The sequence below is a fragment of the Rheinheimera muenzenbergensis genome (assembly GCF_036984005.1).
GTDB classification, from domain to species: Bacteria; Pseudomonadota; Gammaproteobacteria; order Enterobacterales; family Alteromonadaceae; genus Alishewanella; species Alishewanella muenzenbergensis.
In genome coordinates, this window is sequence record NZ_JALAAR010000001.1 from 125,709 (window position 1) to 152,272 (window position 26,564).

The window sequence follows — 26,564 nt, forward strand, 5'->3', positions numbered from 1 at the left end:
GCCGGTACGCTTTTACTGCAGTAGCAGCAGATCAGCGACGGTGCTGCCACAGCAGATAAAGGCCGCTTAGCATTATTACCGCCGCGCCGGCCAGCATTGAAAACGCCGGGTACAGCTGCCACAGTACAATATCAAAACCTATACCCCATAACAGCGCGGTATATTCAAACGGCGCAACCAAAGCCGCCGGTGCCACCTTAAACGCCTGGGTAATGGCAATTTGTCCGCCGAAACCGGTAACGCCAAGCAAAACAAAACTCAGCCACAGCTCACTGGTCAGCGGCTGCCAGTCGGGCCAGGCTAAGATGCCGGCACCGAGTGATAACAGCGTCATTAACCAGAACACCATATTGCCGGTGCCTTCGGTACGGCCGAGAATACGTACCGTAACGGCTGACACCGCATAGCAAAATGCCGCCAGCAGCGCCATTAACGCACCAAAGCTAATTAATTTGTCGCCATCCGGCTTTAGCATAAACAACACGCTGACAAGACCAATAGCTATGGCGATCCAGTGCCTGGGCGCAACATATTCTTTTAGCCAGAATGCCGACATAGCAGTAATTAACAGCGGCGCGGTAAAAAAGATACTATAGGCTTCGGCCAGCGCCAGTGTTTGCAGGCTAAACACAAAGGCCCACAACATGACAACACCCAGTACAGCCCGCAACATATGCAGGCGCCAGCGGGTTTTTAACAGGGTTTTATGCCGCCCGCTACTAACCAGCCACACCACCACTAACGGCCAGGCCAAAGCCCCGCGCAAGCAGGCTATTTGCATGGCGCTGTAATAAGGCGTCAGCGATTTCATTGCCGCATCCATCGCAGCAAACAGCGCCACAGCAACAAGCATGCACAAAATTCCGCGCAGCGGGTTATCAACATTAGATACAGCAGCAGACATTGAAAAAACACCAGATTAGACAGGGCGCTATTGTAGCGCCCTGTAAGCGTAAAACGGCAGTAGCCTAAGTTATTTTTTTGCTGCAGCGCCGCCATATAAATATGTATTGCCAGCGGTTTACCCGGAGCTATCTATACTTAAAGCCTGCACAAACCAGGGAGCGCCAATGCAACAGCAAATTCTCGATACCGCACTGCAACTGGCCGCGAAAACCGGCTGGGAGCAGCTGACGCTGCAGCAACTTGCCAGCACGATGCAGATCAGCCTGGCTGATATTTACTGCCATTACCGCACTAAAGATGAGTTAGTTGATGCCTGGTTTGACCGCGCCGATTTGGCACTGCTAAGCACGCACATAAGTACAGAATTACCGGCCAGCGCCAGGCTAAAACAGGCAATACAGCACTGGCTGGCAGCGCTTGCGCCATACCGCAAGCTTAGCGGCCAGATGTTGTTATATAAACTGGAACCGGGCCATATTCATTTGCAGTTAGGCGGTATTTTGCGCATTAGCCGCACCGTACAATGGCTGCGCGAAGCGTCGCATTTACAGGCCAGCGGTGTGGCACGTATTGGCCAGGAACTGGCACTGAGCACAATGTTTGTTGCAGTGTTTATTTGCTGGCTAAATGACACTACTGCACAGCAACAATGCAGCCTGCAATTATTGCAGCGTAAACTGGCACTTGGCGCAGCGGTTAATTTATGGCATTAAGCGTCCATCAACTTACGGTGTAAAGCTTTAAGCCGGGCAAGATCACTGGCATTGCTTAGTGCCTGTTCGGCCCTCTGCAGTGCCGCTTCAGAATGACGCCGAGCCTGTAACCGTAGCTGAGTATTAATTTTTGCCAGGGCTATAAAGCTTTTTTGCAAGCGGATATGGATCTCGACCAGCGTGGCACCATCACGCGCTATCGGCGTAAAAAAATCATCGAATAAATCGGTCAGTTCAAGCCCCAATTGCCATACCTTTGGATAATTGATTGCCGCTTCAGACGGTTCAGGCATTTGCCAGTTACTCAGCACACGCATACCGCGGCCAATAATTTCTATCGCAGTTCCCGGGTCATTTACCGCTGGCGATAACGCTTTAGAGGCAATCTCTGCCAATACCAGTAAGCCAAAGCGCGGGTCCTGATCGAAGCTACGAAAATCATCAATGCTAAACGCCTTGTTTAAGCTGTCAGTATTGTCTGGCAGCTCGCCGTCTATCCACAACAATGGCCGGCTCGGATCAATAAAGACACCGGCACGGACAACGATAAATATTCTGCAGTCATTTGCTTCAGCCCAGCTATTGAGCGCTTTTACATCAACATGCTGAATATAGCCTATGGTTTGGGTTAAAAAGGCTTTAGCCCGCGTTGGCACATCGGCCAATGAATGCAACGGGTTGGCACCAAGCCAGGGCTGTTTAACCGTTGCGATTAGCGCAGCATAGGCTTTGTCTTCTACCCGGTTAGCCGTTTCGCCAACCCGGCCCAGGCCGGATAAATGGTTAATCCATACCAGGATGGTAATAACAATCAGCGTAGTCACGACGATAGTGGTTAAAAACAACACCACTTCGCCACGCTCGTTATACAGCTGGGTGTTCAGCAATATAATGCTGACAATACTGTATAAAAACGAACCGACAAAGGTAGCCAGCGCATTATGCGTTGTGCTGTCTTCCATTAGCAGACGTGTAGCCCGCGGCGATACACTATTAGTAGAGGCACTAAAGGCGGCAATCATAATGCTAAGTGAAAAGGTGGTCACCGCCAGCATACTGGAGGCCAAAATAGTGAGGATTTTTTCCGCAGCGCCAGCGCCAATAATGTCAGCCAATGCTGGCGGGATCAGGTCTTGCAACAGCACAGCAACCAGTGCCGATAGCAAGGCCAGCACGGCAAACGCTACCGTACGCACCCACAGCTTGCGGCTTAACTGCAATAACTGCCAACCCCATTTTGATACCATTATTCAGCCCTTAGTATCCAGGCAATGCCTGTTAAAAACCGACACCCGCAGGCCTGTTTGCTGCGGGTGCAATTAGCTCAGCTACTGCGCTAAAGATGCATCCCGCACGGCACGGAACTCTTTGCCCTGATACCAGTTTGGCCAGCTGTCGCTGTTGGCTAACTCTTGCCCTACCTGGTAATACAGGTGTAAATCCTGCTGGGCACCGCGTAAATCCCAATTGGCATCAAATTCGTCATTTACTTTGTGGTAGTAATCGCGCACATATAGGCGTCGCTGCTCCAGGCCCCAGTCTTTACCATGGATAAAACTGTCTACCCCGCCACGGGCGTACAACATAGGCACGCCTTTTTTGGCCAGGTTAAAGTGATCAGAGCGGTAGTAAAAACCGTCCTGCGGCGTAGGCTCAGGCGCTATATAGCGGTTTTGCGCTCGGGCGTATTTTTCCAGGATAGGCTCCAGCTCAGAGCTGCCATAGCCAAACACCATCACATCACGCATAGGACCATAGACGTTAATCACGTCCATATTGATCCCGGCAACTGTTTTATTTAACGCAAATAAAGGGTTACTGGCATACCAGGCCGAACCCAACAGGCCACGTTCTTCTACCGTTACCGCTAAAAATGCTACCGAGCGTTTAGGTGGCGGACCAGCTTTAAACTGCTCAGCCAACGCGAGTAAGGCAGCAACGCCACCGGCGTTGTCTTGGGCACCGTTAAACACTTTGTCATCAGGGCGGCTAAAGTCCAGACCGAAATGATCCCAATGCGCCATATAAATAATGGCTTCGTCGGGCTTTTCGCTGCCTTCGATATAACCAATAACATTGCTGGAGTTAAGCTCTCGCAAATTATTGCTAATGCTTAAACTGGCTTTAGCGTTAAGTGGTACCGGCTTAAACGCTTTGCTCAGTGCCTGCTGACGCAATTGCTGCAGTGAGGTGCCATTGGCGGCAAACAGCTTTTCCGCCGCGTCGAGCGACAACCAGCCTTCTACCGGGGCTTTGTGCAGGTTTTTGTTGTCGTTCGCCAGCTCAAACCGAATTGGCGAGGTGCCCGCTACCACATTCCAGCCATAACTGGCGGCATCGGTTTCGTGCACAATCAGCGCCATAGCAGCGCCCTGGCGGGCGGCTTCTTCGTATTTGTAAGTCCAGCGGCCGTAGTACGTCATAGCATTGCCGGTAAACAATGTCGGATCCTGAGTGGCATAACCGGGGTCATTAACCAGCATTACCACGGTTTTGCCTGTTACATCCAAACCGGCGTAGTCATTCCAGTTATATTCCGGCGCCACTATGCCATAGCCGACAAACACCACGTCACTGCCGGCGACATCAATTTGCCCCAGCATACGGGTAGACCAGGCCATCATATCGGTTTTATAGCTCAAGCTGGTATTGCCACCATTATTATCGGTTAGCGTTAAAGCCGATACCTTTACCGGGTCGATTTGCACCACAGGTACGCTCTGACGATAGCTGTCAGCGCTGTACGGGGTTAACCCAAGGCGGGAAAACTGCTGCTCCAGATACTGCACCGTGTTTTCTTCACCTTTGGTTGCTGGGGCGCGGCCTTGCATGTCGTCTGAAGCAATTTTCTGAAAATAACCGGCGAAATTGGCATTAAAACTGGTTTGCAACAAGGATTGCTCTGGCGGTGCTGTCGTGTTTTGGTTGGAACACGACAGCAGTAACAGGCTGGCGCTAGCCGCAGCTAGCAACAAAGGGGTGAACTGCAGTGTCATCAGATTTCCTTAAATACCGCTAAGATAAACACTTACCTTAGCCCATTCACGGCGCTGACACGACAGTATTGAGACAAACAACCCGGATCAGGGTTTAATTTTGTAAATCACATTGACCGATTTTTGCAACGTAATATGCCGAGGTAACACCAGGTTGGCGCTACTGTCAGCCATTTCAGGCTTACGCATAGTACTAAAGCTTACCGCGCCACCGCTAAAGCCAAAATCGCCAGCCAACTGGCCCCAGCCACCCGCTTCAGTAATGGCAAATACCGAGGAAATTTTTACACCCTGTGCACCAGCCAGTTGATCGGCACGACGACGGGCATCGGCACCAGCCTGCTGGCTCAGCTTTAATTCAAGCTGTTCGCGCTGGCTGCTATCAAAACTGCCGTGAATAGAGAAAATATGCGGTTGTTTAAACAGGTAATCCATTACTGCCACATAGTTGGCCAGCTGGTTCAACGTTACCGTGATCGGCTGGCTCGTTTCGTAGCCGGTAATGGTTCTGTCGTTGTAGTCTTTATACAGCGCTTCTTTATTAATTTGCGCCGCATCGATATCCGCTTCTGTCACCCCTTGTGCCGCCAGAAACTGCATTAAATCGCGGCCCTGCTTGTACACAGCTTGTGTAGCCGCATCGGCTTTCGCTGCAGTGTGACGGATCACAAACTGAATACGTGCTTTGTCGGGTGCCACCTCCAGCCTGGCTTCACCGCTGACGCTAATAAACGGAAAATCCGGTAACGGGCTGGCCTGTGCAGCGCCGCTCAGGCCCAGGCTTAAAGCAGTGGTTAAAGCCGTGGCTAAAATAGTTAACTTCATAAACACCTCGTTATTGAACAGGATTTAATGTCTATTACAGCAAAACTGCTGCCGTTAAGTTGTCATTATTTGTAGAGTTGTATTTGGCCTGAGTTTGCCCTTACACTCTGCTTTCATTCGCTTTTAAGGAAACAACATGTCTGCACGCCTGCTTACTCTTGGCACTGCTTTGCTCTGCAGCAGCTATGCTTTTGCCGCTTCCGACGCCTACACTTATGCCAACTTTGATGCGGTAACAGTAAAACACCTGCATCTGGATTTAGCCGTTAACTTTGAGCAAAAAGCCTTAACCGGCTTTGCCGATTTACAACTAAACTGGCTAAACAGCAGCGACAATACGGTATATCTGGACACCCGCGATCTGGTTATCGAGCGCATTTACGCCAAAAGGGCCGACGGTAACTGGCAAAAAGTGCCGTTTAGTCTGGGGCAGCGTGATGCGGTGCTCGGCAGCAAGCTAACCATAAGCCCATCATTTCAGGCACAGACGCTGCGCATTTATTACAGCTCTACCGATAAAGCCTCTGGTCTGCAGTGGTTAACGCCACAGCAAACCGCCGGTAAAACCACGCCCTTTATGTTCAGCCAGAATCAGGCCATTCATGCCCGCAGCTGGATCCCGATTCAGGACACACCGGCAGTGCGCATGACCTACAGCGCCCGTATTCAAACCCGCGACGATGTTCTGGCTATTATGAGCGCCAATAATGAACTTGGCATGAGCCGCGACGGCGATTATCAGTTTGTTATGCCCAAGGCTATTCCGGCTTATTTAATTGCCATTGCCGCCGGTGATTTACAATTTAAAGCCATGAGCGAGCAAACCGGTGTCTATGCTGAGCCATATATTTTGCAGGCTTCGGCAGAAGAATTTGCCAGTACTCAGGCGATGATCGATGCCACCGAGCAGCTGTACGGCGACTATCGCTGGGGCCGTTATGACTTGCTGATTTTACCGCCGAGCTTTCCGTTTGGTGGGATGGAAAACCCGGTGCTGAGCTTTATTACGCCCACTGTAGTGGCCGGAGATGGCAGCCTGGTAAATTTAATTGCCCACGAGCTGGCGCACTCCTGGTCCGGCAATCTGGTAACTAATGCCAGCTGGCGCGATCTGTGGCTGAATGAAGGTTTTACCTCTTATGTCGAAAACCGCATTATGGAGCAGGTATTCGGTACCGATCGCGCCGTAATGGAGCAAGCTTTATCTGTGCAGGGTTTAAAAGATGAGCTGACAGAATTAGCGCCTGCCGACAGTATTTTGCACATCGATTTACAGGGCCGCGATCCGGATGACGCTTTTAGCGGTGTGCCTTACACCAAAGGCCAGCTGTTTTTAATGTACCTGGAGCAAAAGTTTGGCCGCGATAAATTCGACCCCTTTGTACGGCAGTACTTTGACGATCATGCCTTTCAAAGCCTGGATACCGCGCGCTTTGTAAAATACTTAAACACCCACTTACTGCAAAAATACCCCGGTATAGTGTCACTGGATGAAGCGAACAGCTGGATTTATCAACCGGGTTTGCCTGCTACCACGCCACAGCCACAATCGGATGCGTTTGATAAAGTGCAGCAGCATGCCGCCAGCTGGCTGGCCGGCACCAGTGCATTAAGCAGCCTGCCAACAGCCAACTGGACGGTACACGAATGGCTGTATTTTATTAATAATCTGCCGCTGACGATTACACCACAGCAACTGGCCGAGCTGGACAGCACCTTTAGCCTGACACAATCGAGCAACAGCGAAATTGCCCATGCCTGGTATTTACTGGCACTCAAAACCGGTTATCAGGACATTGCTGCCGCGCTGGAACAATATCTGATTAATATCGGCCGGCGTAAGCTGATTATCCCGCTGTACAAACAGCTGGCCAGCACGCCAGAAGGCCTGGCCTTTGCCCGTGCCGTGTACCAGAAAGCCCGCCCCGGCTACCACCCGCTGGCGCAGGGCTCAGTGGATGACCTGTTAAAATAACAGCTAAACAGCGCTGTCGTCTTAACCGGCGGCAGCGCAGTTACAGTGTAACCTTGTCTAACAACCATTCCGGCTCGATACAGTCTGGCAAGTGGGCGGCAATAAAGCCGGTTAGCGACTCTGCAGCATAAGATAAGCGTTTATCGGCATTACGTACCAGATACCAATGGCTGTTTAGCGGAAAGCCTGCCACGTTCAGCACCGCCAGTTTTTCCCGCCCTTCCAGCAGGGTATGGCCGGAGATCAGCGCCAGTCCCAATCCTGCCGCAACGCTAAGCCGTATCGCTTCATTACTTTCAATTTGCATGCTGTGGCTAAGTTGTATGCCCTGGCTGCTAAGCCAGGCTTCAAACATCATTCTGGTGGCACTGCCGGGTTCACGCAGCAAAAACCGTTCTTGTTTCAGCTGGTTAAAGCTAAGCGGCTGTTGTTCTACCGCCCAATGATCTAAAGGTGCAATCAGCTGCAGCGGGTTTTTTACTATCGGCGTCGCCACTACATGCTCGCCCCCCGGCGGGTGGCTAAACAGGTAAATATCATCTTGTTGCTGTTCAAAGCGGCTTAAAATATGTGCCCGGTTGCCAATATGTAAGGTCACTTCAATTTGCGGAAAACGGCGGTAAAATGGTGCCAGTATGCGCGGCATTAAATACTGCGCAGTATTCACCACCGCTATGCTTAGGCTGCCGCGTCGCCCGGCGTGCAGCTCGCTGATTTCACTACCTAAATCATCAAACCGGCTAAGCACATCACAGGCCGCCTGATACAACGCCTGGCCGGCTGCGGTAGGCTGCAGAGCACCGGCGTGGCTGTGCAGTAACGGCTCGTTTAATACATCAGACAGTTTTTTCAGCTGCAGCGATACCGTCGGCTGGGTTAAATGCAACGCCCGTGCTGCGGCGGAAATACTGCCCAGCTGCACTACCCTGATATACACCTGCAACAGGCGAAAACTCAGTTGCCGTACGTCCATTGCGCCTCTTTTAGTAAGCTTCAGCCAACACCCATAGATAATAATCTATATAAAACACTTATATTATTAATTAGGCAATAAGAATTTTATTCGGCACACTGCGCCGGTTTTAATTCACGGAGAGCTGCAATGCCTGATGTTGTAATAGCGTTTTTCGCCCTGGGGCTGCTGGCCGGGCTGGTAAAGTCAGATTTAAAAGTCCCGCTGCCAATATACGAAACCCTGTCAATTTTACTGATGCTAACCCTGGGCTTAAAAGGCGGTATGGCGCTGCATGGTGTGCCTCTGGCGCCAATACTGCCTGAGCTTGGCCTGATTGCTGCCACCGGCGTAGCCTTGCCGTTATTGCTATATCCGCTGCTGCGTAAAGTTGTTCGGCTAAGCAGCGCCAACGCCGCCAGTGTGGCAGCGCATTACGGCTCGGTCAGCGCCGGTACCTTTGCGGTGGTAATGGCGCTGGCAATACAGCAAGAGCTGCCGATGGCACCACAAACCACACTGTATCTGGTGCTGCTGGAATTACCGGCCATTGTCACCATGTTGTGGTTATACCGCTATGTTAATGGCAGTAAAGCCAGCTCTTTGGCTATCCTGCATGAAGCTTTAACCAGCCGTGGCGTGTTGCTGCTCGGCGGGGGCTTGCTGATTGGCTGGTTGTATGGCCCTGCAGGCTTATCCGGCATTACACCAGTGTTAATGGGCGGCTTTAGTACTCTGTTAGCGCTGTTTTTACTGGAAATGGGCCTGTGTACTGCCAAAGTGTGCTCGCCACTGCCCTTTAAACAATGGCGGCTGATGCTGTTTGCCCTGATCACTCCTCTGATCCTGGCCTGGTTCGGCATAGCGCTGGGTTTTCTGCTCGGTCTTAGCAGTGGCAGCATACTGGTACTGGCAACATTAATGGCTAGCGCCTCCTATATCGCCGCCCCTGCGGCTATCCGGGCTGCGATACCGGATGCTGACATTGGATTGGCCCTGTTAGCTGCACTGGGTATTACCTTCCCGCTTAACGTGCTGTTCGGTGTGCCATTGTATTTAAGCTGGATTATGGCACTGACACCTTAAAACAGGCTGGTTAAAGCGGGCGAACTACGGCGCTAAGCCGCGCAGCCGCAGCGCGTTTGTGACCACAAACACACTGGATAACGCCATAGCACCAGCGGCCAGCATAGGTGATAACAATATGCCAAAGGCCGGGTACAACACCCCGGCCGCAACCGGTAATAGCAGCGCGTTATAGCCAAAGGCCCAGAACAAATTCTGGCGGATGTTATCCAGGGTGGCTTTGCTAAGCGCTATGGCATGCACTACCGCCCTAATATCAGCGTGCATTAACACCACATCGGCTGCCTCAATGGCGATGTCGGTGCCGTTACCCACCGCCAGGCCAATATCAGCCTCTGCCAGCACCGGCGCATCGTTAATACCGTCGCCGACAAAGGCCACGGCACCAAACTCAGCGCGCAGCTGCTTTACCGCCGCAACCTTGCCTTGCGGCAACACTTCGGCCACCACGGTATCAATTTGCAACTGTTTGGCAATCGCATTGGCGGTATGGCGATTATCGCCGCTTACCATTGCTACTTTTAAACCCAGTTGATGCATCAACGCTATCGCATCCAGCGAGCCGGCTTTTAGCGTGTCGGCTACCGCCAGCATGGCAGCAAGCTTATTATCCAGCGCCAGATACAACACGGTTTTACCACTTTTGGCCAGCGCCTCAGCCTGAGCATGCTGCGCAGATACGTCCAACTTTAGCTGCCGCATAAAACGCCCGGCACCAATAGCAAGCTGTTGGCCATTAACCGTGCCGCTTAGCCCCATACCACTGTGTACTTTAACGTCGCTTACCTCTGGCATTGTCAATTGCTGCTGCGCGGCGGCAGCCACTAAAGCTTCAGCCAGCGGATGCTCGGATTGTTGCTCCAGTGCCGCAGCCAGTGCCAGCAGTTCTTGCTCGTTCAGGCCGGATTGCAATAGCAAGATGTCGGTCAGATGCGGCTTTCCCTCGGTCAGAGTGCCGGTTTTATCCAGCGCTATCACTTTACAATCGCGCAGCGTTTGCAGTGCCCTGCCCTGGCGAAACAAGATCCCAAGCTGCGCCGCACGACCGGTACCCACCATTATAGACGTCGGGGTAGCCAGGCCCATAGCGCAGGGGCAGGCAATAATCAGCACAGCAACCGCATTGACCAGTGCCAGACTAAGTGCCGGCTCAGGTCCCCAAAGCAACCAAATAGCAAAGGTAATACCCGCCAGCAACATAACCAGTGGCACAAAAATGGCGGTGACTTTATCAACCAGTGACTGTATAGGTAATTTGTCGCTTTGCGCTTGTTGCACCAGGGCAATTATTTGTGCCAGAACGGTATCACCGGCGGCTTTACTAACACGTACCTGCAGCACGCCTTGCTTATTTACCGTACCGGCATACACCGCATCGCCAGGTTTTTTCGCTTTGGCCAGCGGCTCGCCACTTAGCATCGACTCATCGATATAGGACTCGCCCTGCTCTACCCTGGCATCCAGTGCAATACGTTCACCTGCCCGCACTAATAACAGATCGCCGGGCATTATTTCCGCCAGCGCAACCTTAAGCTGCACACCATCTTTTAACAGTGTTGCCGTCGCCGGCTGCAAACTTAATAATTGCTGTATCGCCGCGCCGGTTTGGCCTTTGGCACGCGCTTCCAGATAGCGCCCGAGTAAAATCAGCGTAACAATGACTGCGGCAGCTTCAAAATACACTTGCGCTGTGCCTTGCGGTAGCAGCTGCGGTATAAAGGTAGCTAACAGCGAAAAGCCCCAGGCCGATAAGGTGCCCAGTGCCACCAACGAATTCATCTCAGGTTGGCCTTTTAACAGCAGCGGAATACCGGTTGTAATAAAACGTCTGCCTGGCCCCAGCAACACCAACGTGGTTAGCAGCGCCTGAAGTTGCCAGTTCAGGCTTTGACCCAAATTAGCCATTAACCAATGGTGAAACGCTGGAATAAGATGGGCGCCCATTTCCAATATAAACACTGGCAAAGTTAACCCGGCTGCCAGCCATAAATCGCGCAGTAACAGCGCTTGCTCTGTTTGTTTTTCGGCTGCTTTATGTTGTATTACTGCCTGGTTATCGGTTTTTGCTGTTAATGCCTGCGCCTGATAACCGCCGCGCTGCAGTGCAGCCAACAACTCTGCCGTCGCGGCGCTGCCCTCAACCTGTGCCTGCTCTGTTGCCAGGTTAACGGTTGCCACGCTTACACCCGGCACGGCCTGTAAGATTTTCTCTACTTTACCAACGCATGAGCCGCAGTGCATGCCACTGATACTAAGGGTTATGTGGTTCATAATCAGGCCTTTGTGCTATCGTCTGTTAAGTGCTGCAAAATGGCACAGTCTGCGCCACCGTCGCCGGCACATTGCGCTATGGTTTGTTGAAGTGTATGTTTCATCGCCTGTAGCTCCTGCAGTTTCAGTTCAACTTGTTGCAGATGATGCTGCGCCACTTGCTTTACCGCAGTGTTGGAACGCTTGGGGTTTTGCCACAGCGCCAACAGGCCGGCGATATCGGCCAATGGAAAGCCGAGCAAACGAGCACGGCGGATAAACTTAAGTATTTCAATATCTTTGCTCTGATATCGCCGGTAGCCGGCATCGCTGCGCGAGGTTGGCTGTATCAGCCCACTTTGCTCATAATGACGGATCATTTTTGCGCTTAGACCACTTGCCGCGGCTGCCTGACCAATATTCATTACTGTCTCCTGCTATATCGCAATAACAGCAGTATGAACCTTACCCGCATGGCAAGGTCAAGCGCCAACCGTGCTTAGATTAAAATGACGGCTGTGTTTATTTGTTGTTGCTGGTAAAAATTACCGACATGTTAATCAGATTGTGAAGTTAATGCAGAGCCAGCCAGACAATGACAACATGGCGCAAAGCTAAACACACTAAACCAGAAACAAACAAAAATATAGTATTCAATGAGTTAAATAAAAATAACCAGCTGTTTTACATGCGCTGTGCTATCTGGCGTGCAAACTGCAGCTACCTTAGGTGTACCGTCATACGGTGGTATTACCGGTGGCGCGTGCTGATAAATTATCACCGATAACTTTTCAACACGGAGAACCCAAATTATGGCAAATTTAAATACCCCTGAAATGAAACATGTATCTGATATTATTCAGGTATTAAATAGCGGCATTGATTTTTACCGCGATGCAAAAGACAAGGTCGATGACAAGCAGCTGGAGCAGTTTTTTGACCGCATGCTCAACGCACGCCGCCTGGTGAAAGAGCAGTTGCAACCTTTTGCCGTGCAAGACGACGGTAAACGCGAAGAAGGTTCAGCACTGTCGGTAGAAGCCAGAAAGGTATACACCAAAGTAATAGGTGCAGTGTCATCTGACAAAGCCCATACCTATATCAGCCAGCTGGAAGAAGTGGAAGACAAAACGCTGGAGGAGATAAGATCAGCGCTGACTGAGAACCAGCGGCCGCAATATGAAGCAGCGTTGCTGCAGTCGCTGGCGACCATGCAAGAGTGTCATGATGAAATGCGGGCACTAAAACAGTCAACCCGCCACTAAACCTCTGCTTTAACGACACAACCAAAATCGGCCGCTGTGGCCGTTTTTGGTATTATCCCACCTGCGTCATGCAGCAATATTGTGTTACTGCAACCCTATCCCGGGTAGTGTTAGCGGCCATAACGTTAAACCAAAACGACCACGATATTGCTCAGGCGCAGCTAGCAAGGCGGCCGATAAAATCCGTATTGAACGCCACCGTCAACCTTGCACTATTGGCAGCTTGCCGGACATAGCTGGTTGGTAGCGCTGTTGCGCTTGCCGCCTTTTTATTGGCTGGCAAAAGAAGTCTATGCTTACTGGGCGGCCAAACGCCATAACTGTTCAAACAACGACTGCGCCATGTAAGATAACGCACTATGACACTCCCCCCAATACGCCAGCGCAGTGTCAGCAAATCAACTGCGGCCACTGACAAGCACATATTGCAATTACACCGTGCCATGGCCGATAAACTGCTGGCCGAGCCGTGGCGTATAGCTGATGTACGCCAAACACTGGAACGTCGTTATCAGGCCGGTCAAATAAGACACAGCGGTTATATTCACTGGCACAGTATTTTAGATTGTATCGACCAACCCGAGCTGTTTTTAGCCGCCCTGCTCGATACTGGCGAGCGCATGAGTAAATTACGCCGGCGCACTGTGCTGGTGGGGATGCTCACCGAAGCAGAACGCAGCGCCGCTTTGCAGGCGGCCGCTACCGGTTAAATCCTACTGCCCCATACATTTTAGTAAGCGAGGCTAAAGCGCTTGTTCTGATGCTGCGGTTGCTCGGCTTCATTAAGCATCGCAACGGCATAATCGCCGGTAGAAATACGGCTTTTGCCTTCGCTGTCAGTTAATAGATGATCAAGCCCCAACCGGTACTGCCCTGTTTTATCGCCAGGGAAAATCTCCGCTGCCGGTGATAAAAAGCTCCAGCTAAGCGCGCTTTGCTCACGTAGTTGCTGCAGTACTGCAGCGGCGCCTTCGGCAGTAGCGCGGTATTCTGCCGGAAAGCCCGGGCTATCGAGCAAGCGGCTGCCATCGGGCAGTTTTAATGTTGCCGCACCGCCTACCACCAGTAAACGTGGTGTGTTAGCCGCCACTGCCGCCTTGTACACAGAGTTAAAAGCCGCGACATAATAGCCTTTTACATCCTGCTGGGCATGGCCGCTAAAAGCACTGATCACAACCGCTTTATTACTTAACAGCTCAGTTAATGCTGCGGTATCGTTAATATCCAGCCCCACTACGGTTAAGCCCGCTTGCGCCACAATACGCTCAGGCCGGCTTACCACGGCGGTGACCTGATGCCCACGGCTTAATGCCTCAGCCGTAATGGCCGAACCAATAAAGCCAGACGCACCTAAAATAACTAATTCCATACTATTTACCTCACAAAATTGCGGTTTGAACAATGAATGTGCAGGCATTATCGTGGCTCGATTAGCAATGAAAAATAACCTAATATAAAAATCACTGTTTAATAAATTAAAACAATCATGCCAAACCAACCCGATTTGAATAGCTTACAACTGGTGCAGCGTTTACAGCAGGCTGGCAGCTTTACCGCCGCGGCCGAGCAGCTTGGCTGCAGTAAAACCACACTAAGCCTGCAGTTAAAAGCGCTGGAGCAACAGCTTGGCACAGCCCTGTTTCGCCGCACCACGCGCCAGCTCAGCTTAACCCGTGCCGGCGAGCAACTGCTGCAAAACTGTATACCACTGCTGGAGCAGTTACAGCAGGCACTGCAAAGCGTGCAAAGCGGCGACAAAGTGCTGCAGGGCAAACTGGTTGTCAGTGCGCCGGAAGATTACAGCAACCGCCAACTGGTACCGGCAGCCGTGGCGTTTCGCCGTCGCCACCCGGCGCTGGAATTTGAGTTTCGCAGTAGTGATCAGGTAAAGGACGCAGTAAAAGAAAACATCGACTTATCAATACGTATTGGCTGGCTGCGAGACTCCAGCCAGACAGCACGTAAACTGGCTGACTTTGAGCAATGGTTGCTGGCCGCGCCGGCTTACCTGCAACAAGCTGGCACTCCCACTACCCCTTCGCAGCTACGCCAGCACGAATTTATCGCCTTTACCGCACTACGCCAGCCCCTGACCTGGCAACTTCAGCAGGATACACAGCAAGTTGAAGTACAGTTGACTGCCGCCTATAAAAGCAGCTCTACACAAACCATTACCGCGCTAATGCTGGCTGGCGCCGGCCTTGGCGTACTGCCCGATTACAGCGCGCAGCACCTTGTGCAGCAAGGCACTTTGATAAGGGTGTTGCCAGACTGGTCGTTAAGCAGCGGCGGTATCTATGCGGTGTATCCCCCGGGGCGCTTCCGCCCGGCACGGGTAACCGCTTTTGTCGATTTTTTGCAGCAGTATCAGCAGCAGATTTAAACAACGGCTTGCAACATGGCAGAGCAAGAGGTTAGCTCTGACTTTGCTACTTATTGCCTTTAGTAACAGCAGTGTTTTGTGCTGTTAGATACAGCGTTAGCGGAAATATCGGCTATTGCAGGTCAAACGTGATGCAAACATTTTACACATAACAATTGCACACCATGATTACACACTATAAATTATCTGATTACAAATTGGCGACGCCGAAATATAACGCAATGCTAGCCAGATATAATGCATACTTGATTTGGCAGATGAAAAATCGAGCATGTTCAATAATAGAGTGTCAGCAAAATTAAATTTCACCACAGCTGTCCAAATAAGGAAGTTAGACATGATCCAGACAATACTTTGCCTGATAGTTTTTATAAATGTCTGTGCCATTTACTACTTTCGAAGTTACTCAAGTACAAATGAGAAAGTTGCATTTTACAGTGGTATTACTGGGTTAGTTTGCATGCCTTTATCCGGTATGGGTTTATTACTTGCCGCCACAAACATTCAGGGTGTCCATGGAAACTTAGGTGGGTATTCATTTGTAATTATTATTTTGCTTTTTGCAACTTGTGCTTCGGCCTATTCACTCGTAAAACTATTTTTAAAAAGAATTAAACTAAAGCAGGATTAACAAAGTTACCTGTTTTGCATTTTTTAAACCCTAATCATTCTGATGATGACAAACTACAGCAGTGGAAAAATAATTCGCTGACACTCGTCATTTTACGCTGATTAGAACGTGACATTACCAAGAATGCTTGGATTTTAACTATCAGCATTATTCACCAATAAAAAGGAAGGAAATTATGCAGGATTTAGGCTTTGTATTTGGGATAATAGGAATGTCGATGGGAATTGCAGGTTTTTCTTTCGCCATCATAACAATGAAAAAATTGGACAACCTTGAGAGCAAACTAAAAGAACTCAATGTATTAAGTAACGATTTCAAATCTGGATAACAAAGCCATGCCTGTCGGCAAAAAAAACCAGCCGGCTTATTTTGACCAGCCTTGCAGGTACAATAAGCGACACCGGGCCAATCTATACCCTGCAGTAGCCATAGCCCTGCAACTTGGGCCTGGACCACTCTCAATCAGGAAGCATTGATGGACGTAAATATTTATCAGGTTGACGCCTTTACCAATCAAGTGTTTAAGGGCAACCCCGCCGGGGTCTGTATTACTGAACATGGCCTTGACGAGAACATGATGTTGGCGATTGCCGCTGAAATGGCAGTGTCTGAAACAGCTTTTTTGGCACTGGATAGCATGCAGTTACGCTGGTTTACACCGGAGGTAGAAGTACGTTTGTGCGGCCACGGCACCTTAGCAACAGCGCATATACTGCAGCAGTTGGGCCATTATAGCCGCGGTGACAGCATTGCTTTTCATACCTTATCCGGGGTGTTAACTGCAGAATTAGATAGCCATTGTATTCATATCACCCTGCCGGCGCCTGAGCTGAATATGACAGCCGAGATTAACCCCGAACTGCTGCGCCTGCTCGGCATAGCGCCAGAGCATATCGTCGATTATGCCAGCTTTGATACCAAGCAACTTATCGTGATTGATAGTGAAGAACAGCTGATGCAGCTTAAGCCGGATTTTAGCGGCATGGTTAAGCTTGCCGGCCGTGGCGTGCTGGTAAGCGCTAAAGCGGCAAAGGTCGATGTGGTATCGCGCTATTTTGCGCCCTGGGTGGGCGTGAATGAAGATCCGGTAACCGGCTCGGCGCATTGTGCGTTGGCAGTGTACTGGGCAGAAAAGCTAAACAAAACCCGGATGACAGCATTTCAATGCTCACGCCGTGGTGGTTTTGTTGATGTTGAGTTTTTAACCAGCAGTGCCGTTAAATTATCAGGCCAGGCTGTTACAGTGCTGCAGGGCAAAATGAAAGTTGCCTGAGTAACAACTTAAACACGGGGACGGGTAAAAGGGTGCGTCCCTAATTAATCGATATTTTGGCATATTCATTAATATCACTTATTATTCACCTCGCTTTCCTAACTGGAATACTCAAGAATTTAGCTGTTAATTCAACATATTGTGCTGATTACAGCAATGAGGAGAATAGGATGAAATTTGGTGAATATTTAAAAACACAGCGGGAAAGTGCAGGCTGGACGCAACCCGAAGCGGCTACCAAGATAGCAATAGAGCAATCTTACCTGTCAAAGCTGGAAAACGACAAAGCCGTACCTTCGGCGGAGATTTTTGACCGGCTGATGCAAGTGTATCAGTTCAGCATTAAGCAAATTAGTGAACAGGTAACAAGTACTGAACTTGAGAAACTTAAAGACATTGTGATGGTGCGCGAGTTTATTGTTACCAGTAAAAGAGCTGACAGCGCTAACAGAAGAAAATGGCTGATAGCAGGCCTGGTGATGGCTATGTTGGGCAGCCTGATATTCTCAGCCGGTGTCGTCATGAAAGACGGCTTTTACCTGGCATATTTTTATGAATCTAAGGGCCTGATCAAAGAAAATGAACCCCTCACTTTGTTTATCGAAATGCCGGGCTATCGTGGGTTTGAAGCCAAAATGCGCAGTGAGCCAGAGCGAATAAAACTGGCTGAACACCAACTGTTTTCGCGTCTGGATTATCAACAAATCAGTTGGAACTACGATCGTGGCGCATTTTATGATACCGACCTTGACGGTGGCAAAAGACGGTTTTATCGCACACAAGAAAAAAGCTATCCCAATCCTACCCCGCATTATATTTTCGTTGCATTAGGCGCCATGTTTATTATCGGCGGCTTAAGTTGTTTTTATATCGGTAGAAAGTGGTAACGCGTTTGATTTATAACATGCCCAAAGCCAATGGCCTTAAGCAACGGCAGCTGCTGTTAATTGCCCTGCCGATGATTGCCTCTAACCTGACAATACCGCTGCTGTCACTGGTCGACACCGCCGTGGTGGGGCACCTTGAACACCCCTGGTACTTGGGCGGTGTAGCGCTGGGTAGCAGCCTTATCAGCCTGCTGTTTTTGCTGCTTGGCTTTTTGCGGATGAGCACCACCGGCCTGACAGCGCAGGCGTTTGGTGCAAACAATACTGTGGCTATCCGCAACAGCCTGTTGCAGGGCGGCCTGGTTGCCTTGCTGCTAGCCGCACTGTTGTTACTGCTGCATCCGTTTGTAATGCCACTAGTATCTCTGTTTAGTGATGCCAGTAACGCGGTGCTGCAGCAAGCCGGCATTTATTTTCAGATCCGCATTTGGAGCGCACCGGCCGCGCTGCTAAATATGGTGTTACTGGGCTGGTTTTTAGGCCTGCATAATGCCCGTTACCCAATGTGGCTGCTGCTGATGAGCCAGAGCCTGAATATCGTGCTGGACATTGTCTTTGTGCTGGGGTTTGGCTGGAAAGTCGCCGGTGTCGCAGCAGCATCAGTGATAGCTGACTACAGTACTTTGCTACTGGGTATAGTGCTGGCGCGGCGGCTGTGGCAGCGCCAGCAACTTGGCCCGTTATGTCGGTTAATGCTGCAGCAACTTAGCGGCTATGGCCGGCTGTTTGCACTTAATCGCGATATTTTTATCCGCAGCCTGTGCCTGCAATTGGTATTTGTGTTTATCGCCTTTCGCGGCGCCGGCTTTGGCGATACGGTGGTGGCCGCCAATGCTGTTTTACTTAGCTTCCTGATGCTGGTGTCGTATGCGCTGGATGGCTTTGCTTATGCCGCTGAAGCCATTACCGGTAAGGCCGTTGGTGCCAAAGATCAGCGAGAATTAAAACAGCTGTTTGCGATACTGGCGCAGTGGGGCTTGGTGCTAGGGCTTTTATTCAGCCTGCTGTTTTGGCTTGGCGGCCCGGCGCTGATTGGCTTACTTACCTCTATTAGCGAAGTACAGCAAACAGCAGCCGTTTACTTGCCCTGGCTTATTGCCCTCCCCCTGCTGTCGGTTTGGAGCTATCTGCTCGACGGCATTTACATTGGCGCTACCCAGGCGCGGGCCATGCGTAACAGCATGTTATTGTCATTCGCTGGCTTTGCGCTGTGTTATGCCATCACTGACAATCTGGCTAACCATGCGTTGTGGCTGGCGCTGTGTATTTTTATGCTGCTTAGAGGCCTTAGCCTGGCCTGGCCGCTGCGACGTACAGCGGCAGTGTTGTTCAATTAATCTGCACGGCTTTGACTCGGCCGGTACATTTTTGCTTAAAACGGTGCCGGAAACTGCTGCAAAAACTGGCCAATGTCATCCAGCATCGCCGGGGTTAGCTGCAGTGAAAAAGCCGCAATATTTTGCTGCAGTTGCGCCATACTGGTGGCGCCGATAATGGTAGAGCTGACACCGTCGACCTGATTAACCCAGGCCAGTGCCAATTGAGCCGGTGCTACCCCATGCGCAGCAGCCAGTTCAACAAAGGCCGCAACAGCCTGATTTGACTGCGGCGTATCACGAAACAAACCATGGCGCTGTAGCATACTCCAGCGTGTACCGGCTGGCCGGGCGCCGCCAAGGTATTTGCCAGCCAGAGCGCCGGTGGCCAACGGGGACCAGGGCAAATAGGCCATATTTTCATGCACGCATTGCTCAATTAAATAGGGCCAGTCTTTGGTATGCAGCAGACTAAATTCATTTTGAATAGACACCATGCGCGGCACCTTGTGCTGCCGGCTTAACTGCAAATACTGGCTTATACCCCAGGGTGTTTCATTAGACAGGCCGCAAAAGCGGATTTTGCCGGCTTTTACGCAGCTGTCCAGCGCCTGCAACAAGCCCAGCATTTGTTCAATGTATTCTGCAGCATCAACATTTGAAAACGCCATGCGGCCAGGGTGATGTTTACCAAAGTGTGGTGAAACCCGGTTAGGCCAGTGCAATTGGTAAAGGTCGATATAATCGGTTTGCAGCCGAACTAAAGAATCATCCACCGCTTGCAGCAAGGTTGCCGGTGTCATATCGCCACCGCCGCGGATATAAGCCAGACCACTGCCAGCCATTTTTGTTGCCAGTACAATATTGCTGCGCTGGCTACGATTGCGGTTTAACCAGTTACCGATAATACCTTCGGTAGCGCCGTAGGTATCCGCCGTCGGTGGTATAGCATACATCTCGGCGGTATCGATAAAATTAACGCCCTGCGCCAGCGCATAATTAAGCTGCGCATCGGCATCGGCCTGAGTATTCTGACAGCCCCAGGTCATAGTGCCCAAACATACCCGTGATACCGCTAAGCCACTGCTACCAAGTTGAGAAAATTGCATTGCTTTCCTTTAGCTATGTTATAAGTTGGCGTAAGTCAGCATCATACCAAGCCTCAACGTCCGTGACAGCTTTAAGCTGCACTACAGCCATGTTATTGCTGCATCAGTGACGTTTTAATCTTCTGCAAACGCTTACTGTTATGCTGTGGAAACTGCTGCGCTAACTGCTCGGCTTGCTGCAGCCTTTGCTGTGCCTGGTCTGGCTCTTGCAGCTGAAAGTGCACTTGTGCCAAGGCTGCCAATGTATCGACAGAATCCGGATGCGGCCCCTGGCGCTGCTCTCTTTGCTGCAGGATTTGCAGATACAGGGTAAATGCTGACTGATAATTTTGCTGTGTCAGATAAACATCGGCCAGCAACTGGCCGGCCGTTAATGCTGACGGATGATCGGCCCCTAGCTGGCTTTGCATTTTAGTATAGGCTTCTATCAGCAATGGCTGCGCTTCGGCTGTTTGCTGTTGCAATAACAGCACCCGTGCCAGTTTCATTTGGCTTTGTAGTGTTTCAATATTGTCGTGCCCCAATACCACCCTGCGCTGAGCCAGGACCTGGCGAAACAAGGCTTCAGCGTCAGCTAAACGCCCCAGACCACGGTAAGTGTCGGCCAGATTGTGCTTTGAGCGCAGCGTATCAGGGTGCTTTGCCCCCAATACCTGCTGCGCTAATGCAATATGGCGCAGGATCACAGGCTCGGCTTCTGCGTAGCGGCCGCTGACTTCATAAACTGAACCTAACGTACTCATACATTGCAGTGTTGTTGGATGCATTTCTGTCAATAGCTCAATGGCTTTATCCAGGCACTGCTGGTAGTACTGCTCTGCCTGCAGATAACGCCCAAGCCAGTGATTAATAATACCGAGGTTAACCAGTGAGTTAACTATATCAGGGTGCTGATCGCCGAGCAGCGTTAACCGCTGCTGGTATAGCCGCTGCCACATTTGCTCAGCCTTTACTAATTCTCCGGCGGTATGATAAGCACTGGCTAAATCACTTAGCGCGCCCAGGGTTTTAATGTCACCTACACCATATAGCTGCTCGGCCAGACTAAGCGCCTGGTACGACAGGCGTAATACTTCTGCGGTTTGATAACGATCTTTATACAGACCAGCCAAGGTGCTAATAATCGACAGATATAATTCGGTGTCGGTAAACTGATGCTGCTCTGCCAAAACTTTAGCCTGTTCAAGATGCCCCTGCGCTGACGCCAGGTCGCCCAGCGAAAAATATGTGCGTCCTATCACTTGTCGCACAGCGGCTTCGACCTCGGGTTGTTGTAGTAACGCATGCCGGCTGCCGCGTTGCAGGCTCTGGCTGCTCTGATCCAGTATTTGTTGCACTGTCGGCACCTGGCCTTGCGCAACAAAGGGGTCAACACTAGCCAGCATACCAGTGACAAAAGCTGTGATGGCCTGCGCTTTATCGCGCTGTATGCGGGCCTGATCGCGCTGCTGCGCTACCTGTAAAGACTGCAACCAGAGCACCAGACTAAAGCCCCCTACTGCAACCAACCCCAGGCCAGCTAACACACTACTGGCCCGGTTGCGTCTGACAAACATCTGGCTGCGATACCACCAGCTATCCGGCCTGGCGTACACCGGATAACGCCCGAGATAACGCTTTAGATCACTGGCAAAGGCAGCAACGGAATGATAACGCTGTGCCGGTTGACTCTGCAGTGCCCGTGTCAGGATCCATTGCAGATCTGTCGTTTGCTGCTGGCCCAGTAACTGCTGTAATACCACCGCCAGCGAGTAGACATCGCTTAATGTAGTGACGCTGCCAGATTGAATTAATTCTGGCGCAGCATAGTGCGGTGTCAGCCGGCGTGATTGCTGCACCGGATCTGTTGCGGCTGCGCGGCCCAGTAAGCGGGCAATGCCAAAATCGAGCAGTTTCGGCTCGCCGCCCGCAGCAATAAGAATGTTCGACGGCTTTAAATCACAATGCACCACCATATTCTGATGAGCATACGCTACTGCGCTGGCAACTTTAACCATCAGCTGCAATCTGGCGATAACCGACAACTGCCGGGCATGGCAGTAGTGGTCTATTGATTCGCCCTGAATATATTCCATCACCAGATATGGCAAGCCCTGCGCTGTGGTTCCGCCATCAAGTAAGCGGCAAATATAACTGTGCTCTAAATCAGCCAGGATCTGCCGCTCGGTTTTAAAGGCATGCAATAACTCAGGTTGCACCAAGGTGGTATTAATCAGTTTAATTGCTACCTGTTTTTCAAACTGCTGATCGGCCCGCTCTGCCAGATATACCGCGCCCATGCCGCCGCGCCCCAACAAATGTAACAAACGGTATGGCCCCAGTGCTGTGCCGCTAAGATCCTGTTGCAGGTTTACCACATCTGCAGCCCCGGCAGCTAATAACTGCTGAATATGCACGGTAGCACCTTGCTGACTCAACAATTGCTGTACCAGCCCAGCCAACGCGTCATTATGCTGGCAATTGGAGGCAATAAAGGCTGCGCGCTGCTGCTCGGGTAACTCAATGGCCTGAAAGTAAATCTGCTCAGCCTGCTGCCAGGTTTGTTTATCCATGGCATTTTGTCCCTGTATGCTTATCGTCATGACGCACTTGAAGAAACACTGCAACGTGCGAAAAGTGCGCAGTGCTACTGATACAGCTATACTTTGAAGTCACTAACAGCCTAGTTGAATTTTATATTATGTCTACTTTAGCGGAACGGCAGGATATCACCGTGTTGTTGTCAGATTGGCAAGCAGGCGATGCCGGCGCCCTGACAGAGCTAAGCCAGCTGGTGTATAAAAAACTTCATCAATTGGCTGGCAGTTACATGTTTAAAGAACGCTCTGGCCATACCTTGCAGCCAACAGCGCTGGTAAACGAGGCCTTTATCAGCCTGATGACCAGCAACGTCAGTTTTCAGGACCAGCTGCATTTTTATCGGCTGGCCGCCACGATGATGCGGCGGATACTGGTAGATCATGCCCGGGCCCGCCTGACAGCGAAACGCGGTGACGGCAGCCAGCAGGTTACGCTGACTGAGCAGGCGCAGGTTACTGCCGATCCGGTTAATATTATTGCGTTACATAATGCCATGCTGGCATTAGCTGACTTTGATCCGGACAAAGCGCAGATACTAGAGCTGCAGTTTTTTGCCGGTTTAACCACCAGTCAAATTGCTCAGCTGTATGGCGTGTCAGGTAAAACTATCGAACGTGGCAGCAAATTGGCTAAAGCCTGGTTGTATCAATCTCTGTAAAACGGTTTGCCGGTTTTCTTTTCACTCAGCCGACAAATTTTTTTCTCTGCAGTTGTCGTTTTTTGCCGTACTTCCCGCTTATTACTAATACCAGGTCTATTTTGCTTTATACCTGCTACCGGCCCATGCGGCCTTTGCATATAAACTCATTTTCGGACCACGTTATGAAACAGGCATTTAAACATTTACTGGTAATACAACAAGATGCACCGGACGACGTTCAGGCACTGTCCAGAGCGATTTTGCTGGCAAAGCAGCACAACAGTCAACTTACGGTGTTTAAGTCTTTTTACCGGCAACTACATAGCCGGCACTTTGATAAACAACAAGCGGACGATGATCTGGCATTATTTGTTAAACAACAGCAGCACAGTATTTGCCAGCAAATCCGTAGCCTTACCAAAGAAGATATTGAGTTTGATATTATTATCTCCTGGCGCGAAGCAGAAAAGCCCGCACTGGCACGCTTATTAAGCCATAGCAATATTAGTATGGTAATTAAACTACAACAGCGTCAGCGCGGTTTGCTCTCTGCGCTCCCCGTCGGCCTGGAACACTACTTAATCAGCGACTGCCATTTGCCGGTCTGGCTGGTTAAACCCGGTTATGCCGAGCAGGAAATGAACATTCTGGCTTGTCTTAACATCGACCATGTTGCTGACGACCATCAGCTGATAAATGAAGCCATACTGGACATAGGCACCGAGCTGGTTGGCAATGTCAGCGACCAGTTACACATTATTAATTGCTATTGCAATGATAACTACAGCATGAGCCTGCCATATAACCAACAACAGGGCTTTTTACCCTTGCCTGATATTGCGGCTGAGCACCAGCAAAAGCTAATGCCCTACCTGCAGCAGCACCAACTACCGGCAACATGCCTGCATCTGAGTGAAGGCTTACCTGACGATGAAATTCCCCGCACCGCCACTGAGCTACACAGCCAGCTGGCCATTATAGGCAATAGTCACATGTCGAACATGCTGTCGGCAGTTTTGGGGGATACCGCGCACTACCTGTGCCAACATACACCCTGCGACGTATTGATTGTTAAACCGTTATTACAGCAAGCCGCACCGTCGCGACTGCTGTAATTAACCTCAGATAGCTCAAAACACGACAATCAGCTCTACCCGGCGGTTCGCCGCCCTGCCCTGAGCCGTGTTGTTATCGGCAATCGGCTCGGCAGGCCCGCGGCCCTGTGCAGTAAGCTGCTCTGGCGACACACCTTGTTGTAGCAGAAAAGCTCTTACCTGATCAGCCCGTTGCTGCGACAAAGTATTGTTATAGGCTAATTGACCCGAGCTGTCTGTGTGTCCAAGCACCAGCGCCGTGCTGTAATTGGATTCTTTTAACGCAACTGCGACCTGCAATAACTGTTGTTGCGAAGTGGCGCTTAAACCAGTGCCGTCACGCGCAAACATGGTGTTACCGCTAAAGGCAACTTTGACACTATTATCAGCAACTGCGGTAGTCTGCACACCATCGACTGCCTGCAATCTGGTACTAAATAACATAGCAGCCTGCCCGTTGCTATTTACCTCTGCCTGAGCAGTGTCTGGGCTATCCTTTGCTGTACTAACACAGCCTGTTGTTAACAGCGCCGCGAATACTGCGGCAATAAGCGATGATGTTGGCAAAGATAATGTTGGCAAGATGGCACTCCGGGTTAGTGTTAAATAACTGGGCGAATTTTACCGGAGCAAGCCAGATTAATAAACCCGCGCATTAACATTAAATAAAAATACGCTGACATTTTGTAATCTTAAATGATTAAAAAAACTCTGGGTTATGCACTAATTCTCGCCTATGCTAAAACTGATGTCGGTTAAGCGCCGGTATAGCACAGAGGAGTTTATATGCTGCAGGCCCGGCCATACGTTAGCCATAAATTTGCCCTAGTTATCAGTCTGCTATCACTTTGCTGTTGCGTAAAATATGCTTTGGCAACTGAGGCCGGGGTGCCGGTAGCCTTTTACAGCAAGATGTCTGCCGACTGGTTAAACAGCGAACCAACACCAAATGAACTGCTTAGCTATCAGGCATTGCGTTTGTTATTGCAGGACAACGACAACCTTAAACCCCACTTTGTGCAGGTAAGCCACAGCAGAGCGGAGCGTCTTACCCGCCAGGACCCGTCCGGTTGCCTGGCGGGTGTGCTGGATTTACCCCAACGCCGGCAACAATTTAGCTTCAGTCTGCCATTCACTGCCGTTCAGGGAATAAGGTTGTACATCAATACCAACAACCGTTTTGCCGCTGTTATAGCGCAACAGCAAAACGCCGCCGGCGCCGTTAGCCTGAGCTCTTTATTAATGCAACATCGCACTTTGTTGATCGGTGTTGATCAGGATCGCTCCTATGGGCAGGCGCTGGATACCATTTTGCGTGAACCGGCGTTGCAGCGAAATATTTTGTTCCGCCAAAGTGGTGCTAAGATAGGAGAGCTGTGGCGCATGCTGGAAGAAGGCCGGGTAGATGTGATTCTTGAATACCCTTTTATGCAGCCAGATCTTCTGCCGGCACAAACTGTCAGCCAGCAGCTGACTGAAGCACCGGCAGTTGAAACAGCCTATATTGCCTGTAACAACAGCCCGCAGGGACAAGCAATACTTGAACAGATTAACAGGGAAATTCAGGCAAAACGCTTTTTACCCGCCTACCTTGACATTCATCTGGCTGTAGTCGCCGCCGGGCAGCAGCAACAATACCTGCAACAATATCGTCAGGCTATGCAATCTGAAGATAATTAGCAG

Annotated in this window: 25 protein-coding genes; 14 read left to right on the forward strand and 11 right to left on the reverse strand. The window is 50.6% G+C overall.

Translation table 11 applies throughout. The features are described 5' to 3' along the window. Positions 1-31: 31 nt before the first annotated feature. Positions 32-904 (reverse strand): DMT family transporter, encoded by an 873-nt coding sequence (locus MN202_RS00555; RefSeq protein WP_335734131.1) that lies wholly within the window; start codon positions 902-904, stop codon positions 32-34. A gap of 166 nt (positions 905-1,070) precedes the next feature. Between MN202_RS00555 and MN202_RS00560 the strand changes: the two genes are divergently transcribed. Further along, entirely contained in the window at positions 1,071-1,619 is a 549-nt protein-coding gene (locus MN202_RS00560) for a TetR/AcrR family transcriptional regulator (protein ID WP_335734132.1), read from the forward strand. Here MN202_RS00560 and MN202_RS00565 read toward each other — a convergent pair. The 3 genes from MN202_RS00565 to MN202_RS00575 form a co-directional block, all read right to left on the reverse strand. Continuing rightward, the gene (locus tag MN202_RS00565; protein ID WP_335734133.1) at positions 1,616-2,866 is read right to left on the reverse strand and encodes a DUF2254 domain-containing protein; all 1,251 of its coding nucleotides are present in this window, start codon (positions 2,864-2,866) and stop codon (positions 1,616-1,618) included. The two genes, MN202_RS00560 and MN202_RS00565, sit on opposite strands and share 4 nt — an antisense overlap. A gap of 81 nt (positions 2,867-2,947) precedes the next feature. Further along, entirely contained in the window at positions 2,948-4,615 is a 1,668-nt protein-coding gene (locus MN202_RS00570) for a M28 family metallopeptidase (RefSeq protein WP_335734134.1), read from the reverse strand. Between the two features lie 87 nt (positions 4,616-4,702). After that, the gene (locus MN202_RS00575) at positions 4,703-5,440 is read right to left on the reverse strand and encodes an SIMPL domain-containing protein (protein WP_335734135.1); all 738 of its coding nucleotides are present in this window, start codon (positions 5,438-5,440) and stop codon (positions 4,703-4,705) included. Positions 5,441-5,576: 136 nt separating this feature from the next. On the opposite strand from MN202_RS00575, the gene MN202_RS00580 reads away from it, so the two are divergent. After that, complete coding sequence (locus MN202_RS00580; protein ID WP_335734136.1) at positions 5,577-7,415, forward strand: M1 family metallopeptidase; 1,839 nt, start codon at positions 5,577-5,579, stop codon at positions 7,413-7,415. Between the two features lie 40 nt (positions 7,416-7,455). Here the strand turns inward: MN202_RS00580 and MN202_RS00585 are convergent, their stop codons facing one another. Next, a complete protein-coding gene (locus tag MN202_RS00585) occupies positions 7,456-8,388 on the reverse strand; it encodes a LysR family transcriptional regulator (protein ID WP_335734137.1) in 933 nt (310 codons plus the stop codon). A gap of 129 nt (positions 8,389-8,517) precedes the next feature. On the opposite strand from MN202_RS00585, the gene MN202_RS00590 reads away from it, so the two are divergent. After that, on the forward strand, positions 8,518-9,453 hold the full coding sequence (locus MN202_RS00590) for a sodium-dependent bicarbonate transport family permease (RefSeq protein ID WP_335734138.1): 936 nt from the start codon (positions 8,518-8,520) through the stop codon (positions 9,451-9,453). Between the two features lie 24 nt (positions 9,454-9,477). Here the strand turns inward: MN202_RS00590 and MN202_RS00595 are convergent, their stop codons facing one another. Together MN202_RS00595 and cueR are read right to left on the reverse strand one after the other, a co-directional pair. Further along, positions 9,478-11,724 (reverse strand): heavy metal translocating P-type ATPase, encoded by a 2,247-nt coding sequence (locus tag MN202_RS00595; RefSeq protein WP_335734139.1) that lies wholly within the window; start codon positions 11,722-11,724, stop codon positions 9,478-9,480. Between the two features lie 2 nt (positions 11,725-11,726). Further along, entirely contained in the window at positions 11,727-12,128 is a 402-nt protein-coding gene (gene cueR, locus MN202_RS00600) for a Cu(I)-responsive transcriptional regulator (RefSeq protein ID WP_335734140.1), read from the reverse strand. Positions 12,129-12,515: 387 nt separating this feature from the next. On the opposite strand from cueR, the gene MN202_RS00605 reads away from it, so the two are divergent. Both MN202_RS00605 and MN202_RS00610 read left to right on the forward strand, forming a co-directional pair. Next, positions 12,516-12,968, forward strand: a complete 453-nt coding sequence (locus MN202_RS00605; protein ID WP_335734141.1) for a PA2169 family four-helix-bundle protein — start codon at positions 12,516-12,518, stop codon at positions 12,966-12,968. A 359-nt stretch (positions 12,969-13,327) separates the two neighbouring features. After that, complete coding sequence (locus MN202_RS00610) at positions 13,328-13,678, forward strand: hypothetical protein (RefSeq protein ID WP_335734142.1); 351 nt, start codon at positions 13,328-13,330, stop codon at positions 13,676-13,678. A gap of 20 nt (positions 13,679-13,698) precedes the next feature. Here the strand turns inward: MN202_RS00610 and MN202_RS00615 are convergent, their stop codons facing one another. After that, positions 13,699-14,337 carry an NAD(P)-dependent oxidoreductase gene (locus MN202_RS00615; protein WP_335734143.1) on the reverse strand — a complete coding sequence of 213 codons (639 nt, stop codon included), beginning with the start codon at positions 14,335-14,337 and terminating at the stop codon, positions 13,699-13,701. Between the two features lie 117 nt (positions 14,338-14,454). On the opposite strand from MN202_RS00615, the gene MN202_RS00620 reads away from it, so the two are divergent. The 6 genes from MN202_RS00620 (at position 14,455) to dinF (ending at position 19,479) form a co-directional block, all read left to right on the forward strand. Further along, on the forward strand, positions 14,455-15,351 hold the full coding sequence (locus MN202_RS00620; protein ID WP_335734144.1) for a LysR family transcriptional regulator: 897 nt from the start codon (positions 14,455-14,457) through the stop codon (positions 15,349-15,351). A 337-nt stretch (positions 15,352-15,688) separates the two neighbouring features. Continuing rightward, positions 15,689-15,982, forward strand: a complete 294-nt coding sequence (locus MN202_RS00625) for a hypothetical protein (RefSeq protein WP_335734145.1) — start codon at positions 15,689-15,691, stop codon at positions 15,980-15,982. Positions 15,983-16,157: 175 nt separating this feature from the next. Then, the gene (locus MN202_RS00630; protein WP_335734146.1) at positions 16,158-16,310 is read left to right on the forward strand and encodes a hypothetical protein; all 153 of its coding nucleotides are present in this window, start codon (positions 16,158-16,160) and stop codon (positions 16,308-16,310) included. Positions 16,311-16,457: 147 nt separating this feature from the next. After that, a complete protein-coding gene (locus tag MN202_RS00635; protein WP_335734147.1) occupies positions 16,458-17,255 on the forward strand; it encodes a PhzF family phenazine biosynthesis protein in 798 nt (265 codons plus the stop codon). Between the two features lie 170 nt (positions 17,256-17,425). After that, positions 17,426-18,142: a helix-turn-helix domain-containing protein gene (locus MN202_RS00640; protein ID WP_335734148.1), complete on the forward strand. Its 717-nt coding sequence runs from the start codon at positions 17,426-17,428 to the stop codon at positions 18,140-18,142. Between the two features lie 5 nt (positions 18,143-18,147). Beyond that, positions 18,148-19,479 carry an MATE family efflux transporter DinF gene (gene dinF / locus MN202_RS00645; RefSeq protein ID WP_335734149.1) on the forward strand — a complete coding sequence of 444 codons (1,332 nt, stop codon included), beginning with the start codon at positions 18,148-18,150 and terminating at the stop codon, positions 19,477-19,479. A 35-nt stretch (positions 19,480-19,514) separates the two neighbouring features. Here dinF and MN202_RS00650 read toward each other — a convergent pair whose 3' ends face one another. Beyond that, positions 19,515-20,567: an aldo/keto reductase gene (locus MN202_RS00650; RefSeq protein ID WP_335734150.1), complete on the reverse strand. Its 1,053-nt coding sequence runs from the start codon at positions 20,565-20,567 to the stop codon at positions 19,515-19,517. Between the two features lie 92 nt (positions 20,568-20,659). Further along, on the reverse strand, positions 20,660-23,119 hold the full coding sequence (locus MN202_RS00655) for a serine/threonine-protein kinase (protein ID WP_335734151.1): 2,460 nt from the start codon (positions 23,117-23,119) through the stop codon (positions 20,660-20,662). A 128-nt stretch (positions 23,120-23,247) separates the two neighbouring features. Here MN202_RS00655 and MN202_RS00660 point away from each other — a divergent pair, with 128 nt between their 5' ends. Both MN202_RS00660 and MN202_RS00665 read left to right on the forward strand, forming a co-directional pair. Beyond that, positions 23,248-23,805, forward strand: a complete 558-nt coding sequence (locus MN202_RS00660; RefSeq protein WP_335734152.1) for an ECF-type sigma factor — start codon at positions 23,248-23,250, stop codon at positions 23,803-23,805. 164 nt (positions 23,806-23,969) lie between these two features. After that, the gene (locus MN202_RS00665) at positions 23,970-24,902 is read left to right on the forward strand and encodes a universal stress protein (RefSeq protein WP_335734153.1); all 933 of its coding nucleotides are present in this window, start codon (positions 23,970-23,972) and stop codon (positions 24,900-24,902) included. A 15-nt stretch (positions 24,903-24,917) separates the two neighbouring features. On the opposite strand, the gene MN202_RS00670 is transcribed toward MN202_RS00665, so the two are convergent. Then, a complete protein-coding gene (locus MN202_RS00670; protein WP_335734154.1) occupies positions 24,918-25,463 on the reverse strand; it encodes an OmpA family protein in 546 nt (181 codons plus the stop codon). Between the two features lie 204 nt (positions 25,464-25,667). Here MN202_RS00670 and MN202_RS00675 point away from each other — a divergent pair, with 204 nt between their 5' ends. Beyond that, the gene (locus MN202_RS00675; protein WP_335734155.1) at positions 25,668-26,561 is read left to right on the forward strand and encodes a hypothetical protein; all 894 of its coding nucleotides are present in this window, start codon (positions 25,668-25,670) and stop codon (positions 26,559-26,561) included. Positions 26,562-26,564 lie beyond the last annotated feature (3 nt).

Bases quoted from the DNA above. Each gene is read 5' to 3' on its own strand.
- MN202_RS00555 (WP_335734131.1), bottom strand. From the start codon at position 904: ATGTCTGCTGCTGTATCTAATGTTGATAACCCGCTGCGCGGAATTTTG.
- MN202_RS00560 (WP_335734132.1), top strand. From the start codon at position 1,071: ATGCAACAGCAAATTCTCGATACCGCACTGCAACTGGCCGCGAAAACC.
- MN202_RS00565 (WP_335734133.1), bottom strand. From the start codon at position 2,866: ATGGTATCAAAATGGGGTTGGCAGTTATTGCAGTTAAGCCGCAAGCTG.
- MN202_RS00570 (WP_335734134.1), bottom strand. From the start codon at position 4,615: ATGACACTGCAGTTCACCCCTTTGTTGCTAGCTGCGGCTAGCGCCAGC.
- MN202_RS00575 (WP_335734135.1), bottom strand. From the start codon at position 5,440: ATGAAGTTAACTATTTTAGCCACGGCTTTAACCACTGCTTTAAGCCTG.
- MN202_RS00580 (WP_335734136.1), top strand. From the start codon at position 5,577: ATGTCTGCACGCCTGCTTACTCTTGGCACTGCTTTGCTCTGCAGCAGC.
- MN202_RS00585 (WP_335734137.1), bottom strand. From the start codon at position 8,388: ATGGACGTACGGCAACTGAGTTTTCGCCTGTTGCAGGTGTATATCAGG.
- MN202_RS00590 (WP_335734138.1), top strand. From the start codon at position 8,518: ATGCCTGATGTTGTAATAGCGTTTTTCGCCCTGGGGCTGCTGGCCGGG.
- MN202_RS00595 (WP_335734139.1), bottom strand. From the start codon at position 11,724: ATGAACCACATAACCCTTAGTATCAGTGGCATGCACTGCGGCTCATGC.
- cueR (WP_335734140.1), bottom strand. From the start codon at position 12,128: ATGAATATTGGTCAGGCAGCCGCGGCAAGTGGTCTAAGCGCAAAAATG.
- MN202_RS00605 (WP_335734141.1), top strand. From the start codon at position 12,516: ATGGCAAATTTAAATACCCCTGAAATGAAACATGTATCTGATATTATT.
- MN202_RS00610 (WP_335734142.1), top strand. From the start codon at position 13,328: ATGACACTCCCCCCAATACGCCAGCGCAGTGTCAGCAAATCAACTGCG.
- MN202_RS00615 (WP_335734143.1), bottom strand. From the start codon at position 14,337: ATGGAATTAGTTATTTTAGGTGCGTCTGGCTTTATTGGTTCGGCCATT.
- MN202_RS00620 (WP_335734144.1), top strand. From the start codon at position 14,455: ATGCCAAACCAACCCGATTTGAATAGCTTACAACTGGTGCAGCGTTTA.
- MN202_RS00625 (WP_335734145.1), top strand. From the start codon at position 15,689: ATGATCCAGACAATACTTTGCCTGATAGTTTTTATAAATGTCTGTGCC.
- MN202_RS00630 (WP_335734146.1), top strand. From the start codon at position 16,158: ATGCAGGATTTAGGCTTTGTATTTGGGATAATAGGAATGTCGATGGGA.
- MN202_RS00635 (WP_335734147.1), top strand. From the start codon at position 16,458: ATGGACGTAAATATTTATCAGGTTGACGCCTTTACCAATCAAGTGTTT.
- MN202_RS00640 (WP_335734148.1), top strand. From the start codon at position 17,426: ATGAAATTTGGTGAATATTTAAAAACACAGCGGGAAAGTGCAGGCTGG.
- MN202_RS00650 (WP_335734150.1), bottom strand. From the start codon at position 20,567: ATGCAATTTTCTCAACTTGGTAGCAGTGGCTTAGCGGTATCACGGGTA.
- MN202_RS00655 (WP_335734151.1), bottom strand. From the start codon at position 23,119: ATGGATAAACAAACCTGGCAGCAGGCTGAGCAGATTTACTTTCAGGCC.
- MN202_RS00660 (WP_335734152.1), top strand. From the start codon at position 23,248: ATGTCTACTTTAGCGGAACGGCAGGATATCACCGTGTTGTTGTCAGAT.
- MN202_RS00665 (WP_335734153.1), top strand. From the start codon at position 23,970: ATGAAACAGGCATTTAAACATTTACTGGTAATACAACAAGATGCACCG.
- MN202_RS00675 (WP_335734155.1), top strand. From the start codon at position 25,668: ATGCTGCAGGCCCGGCCATACGTTAGCCATAAATTTGCCCTAGTTATC.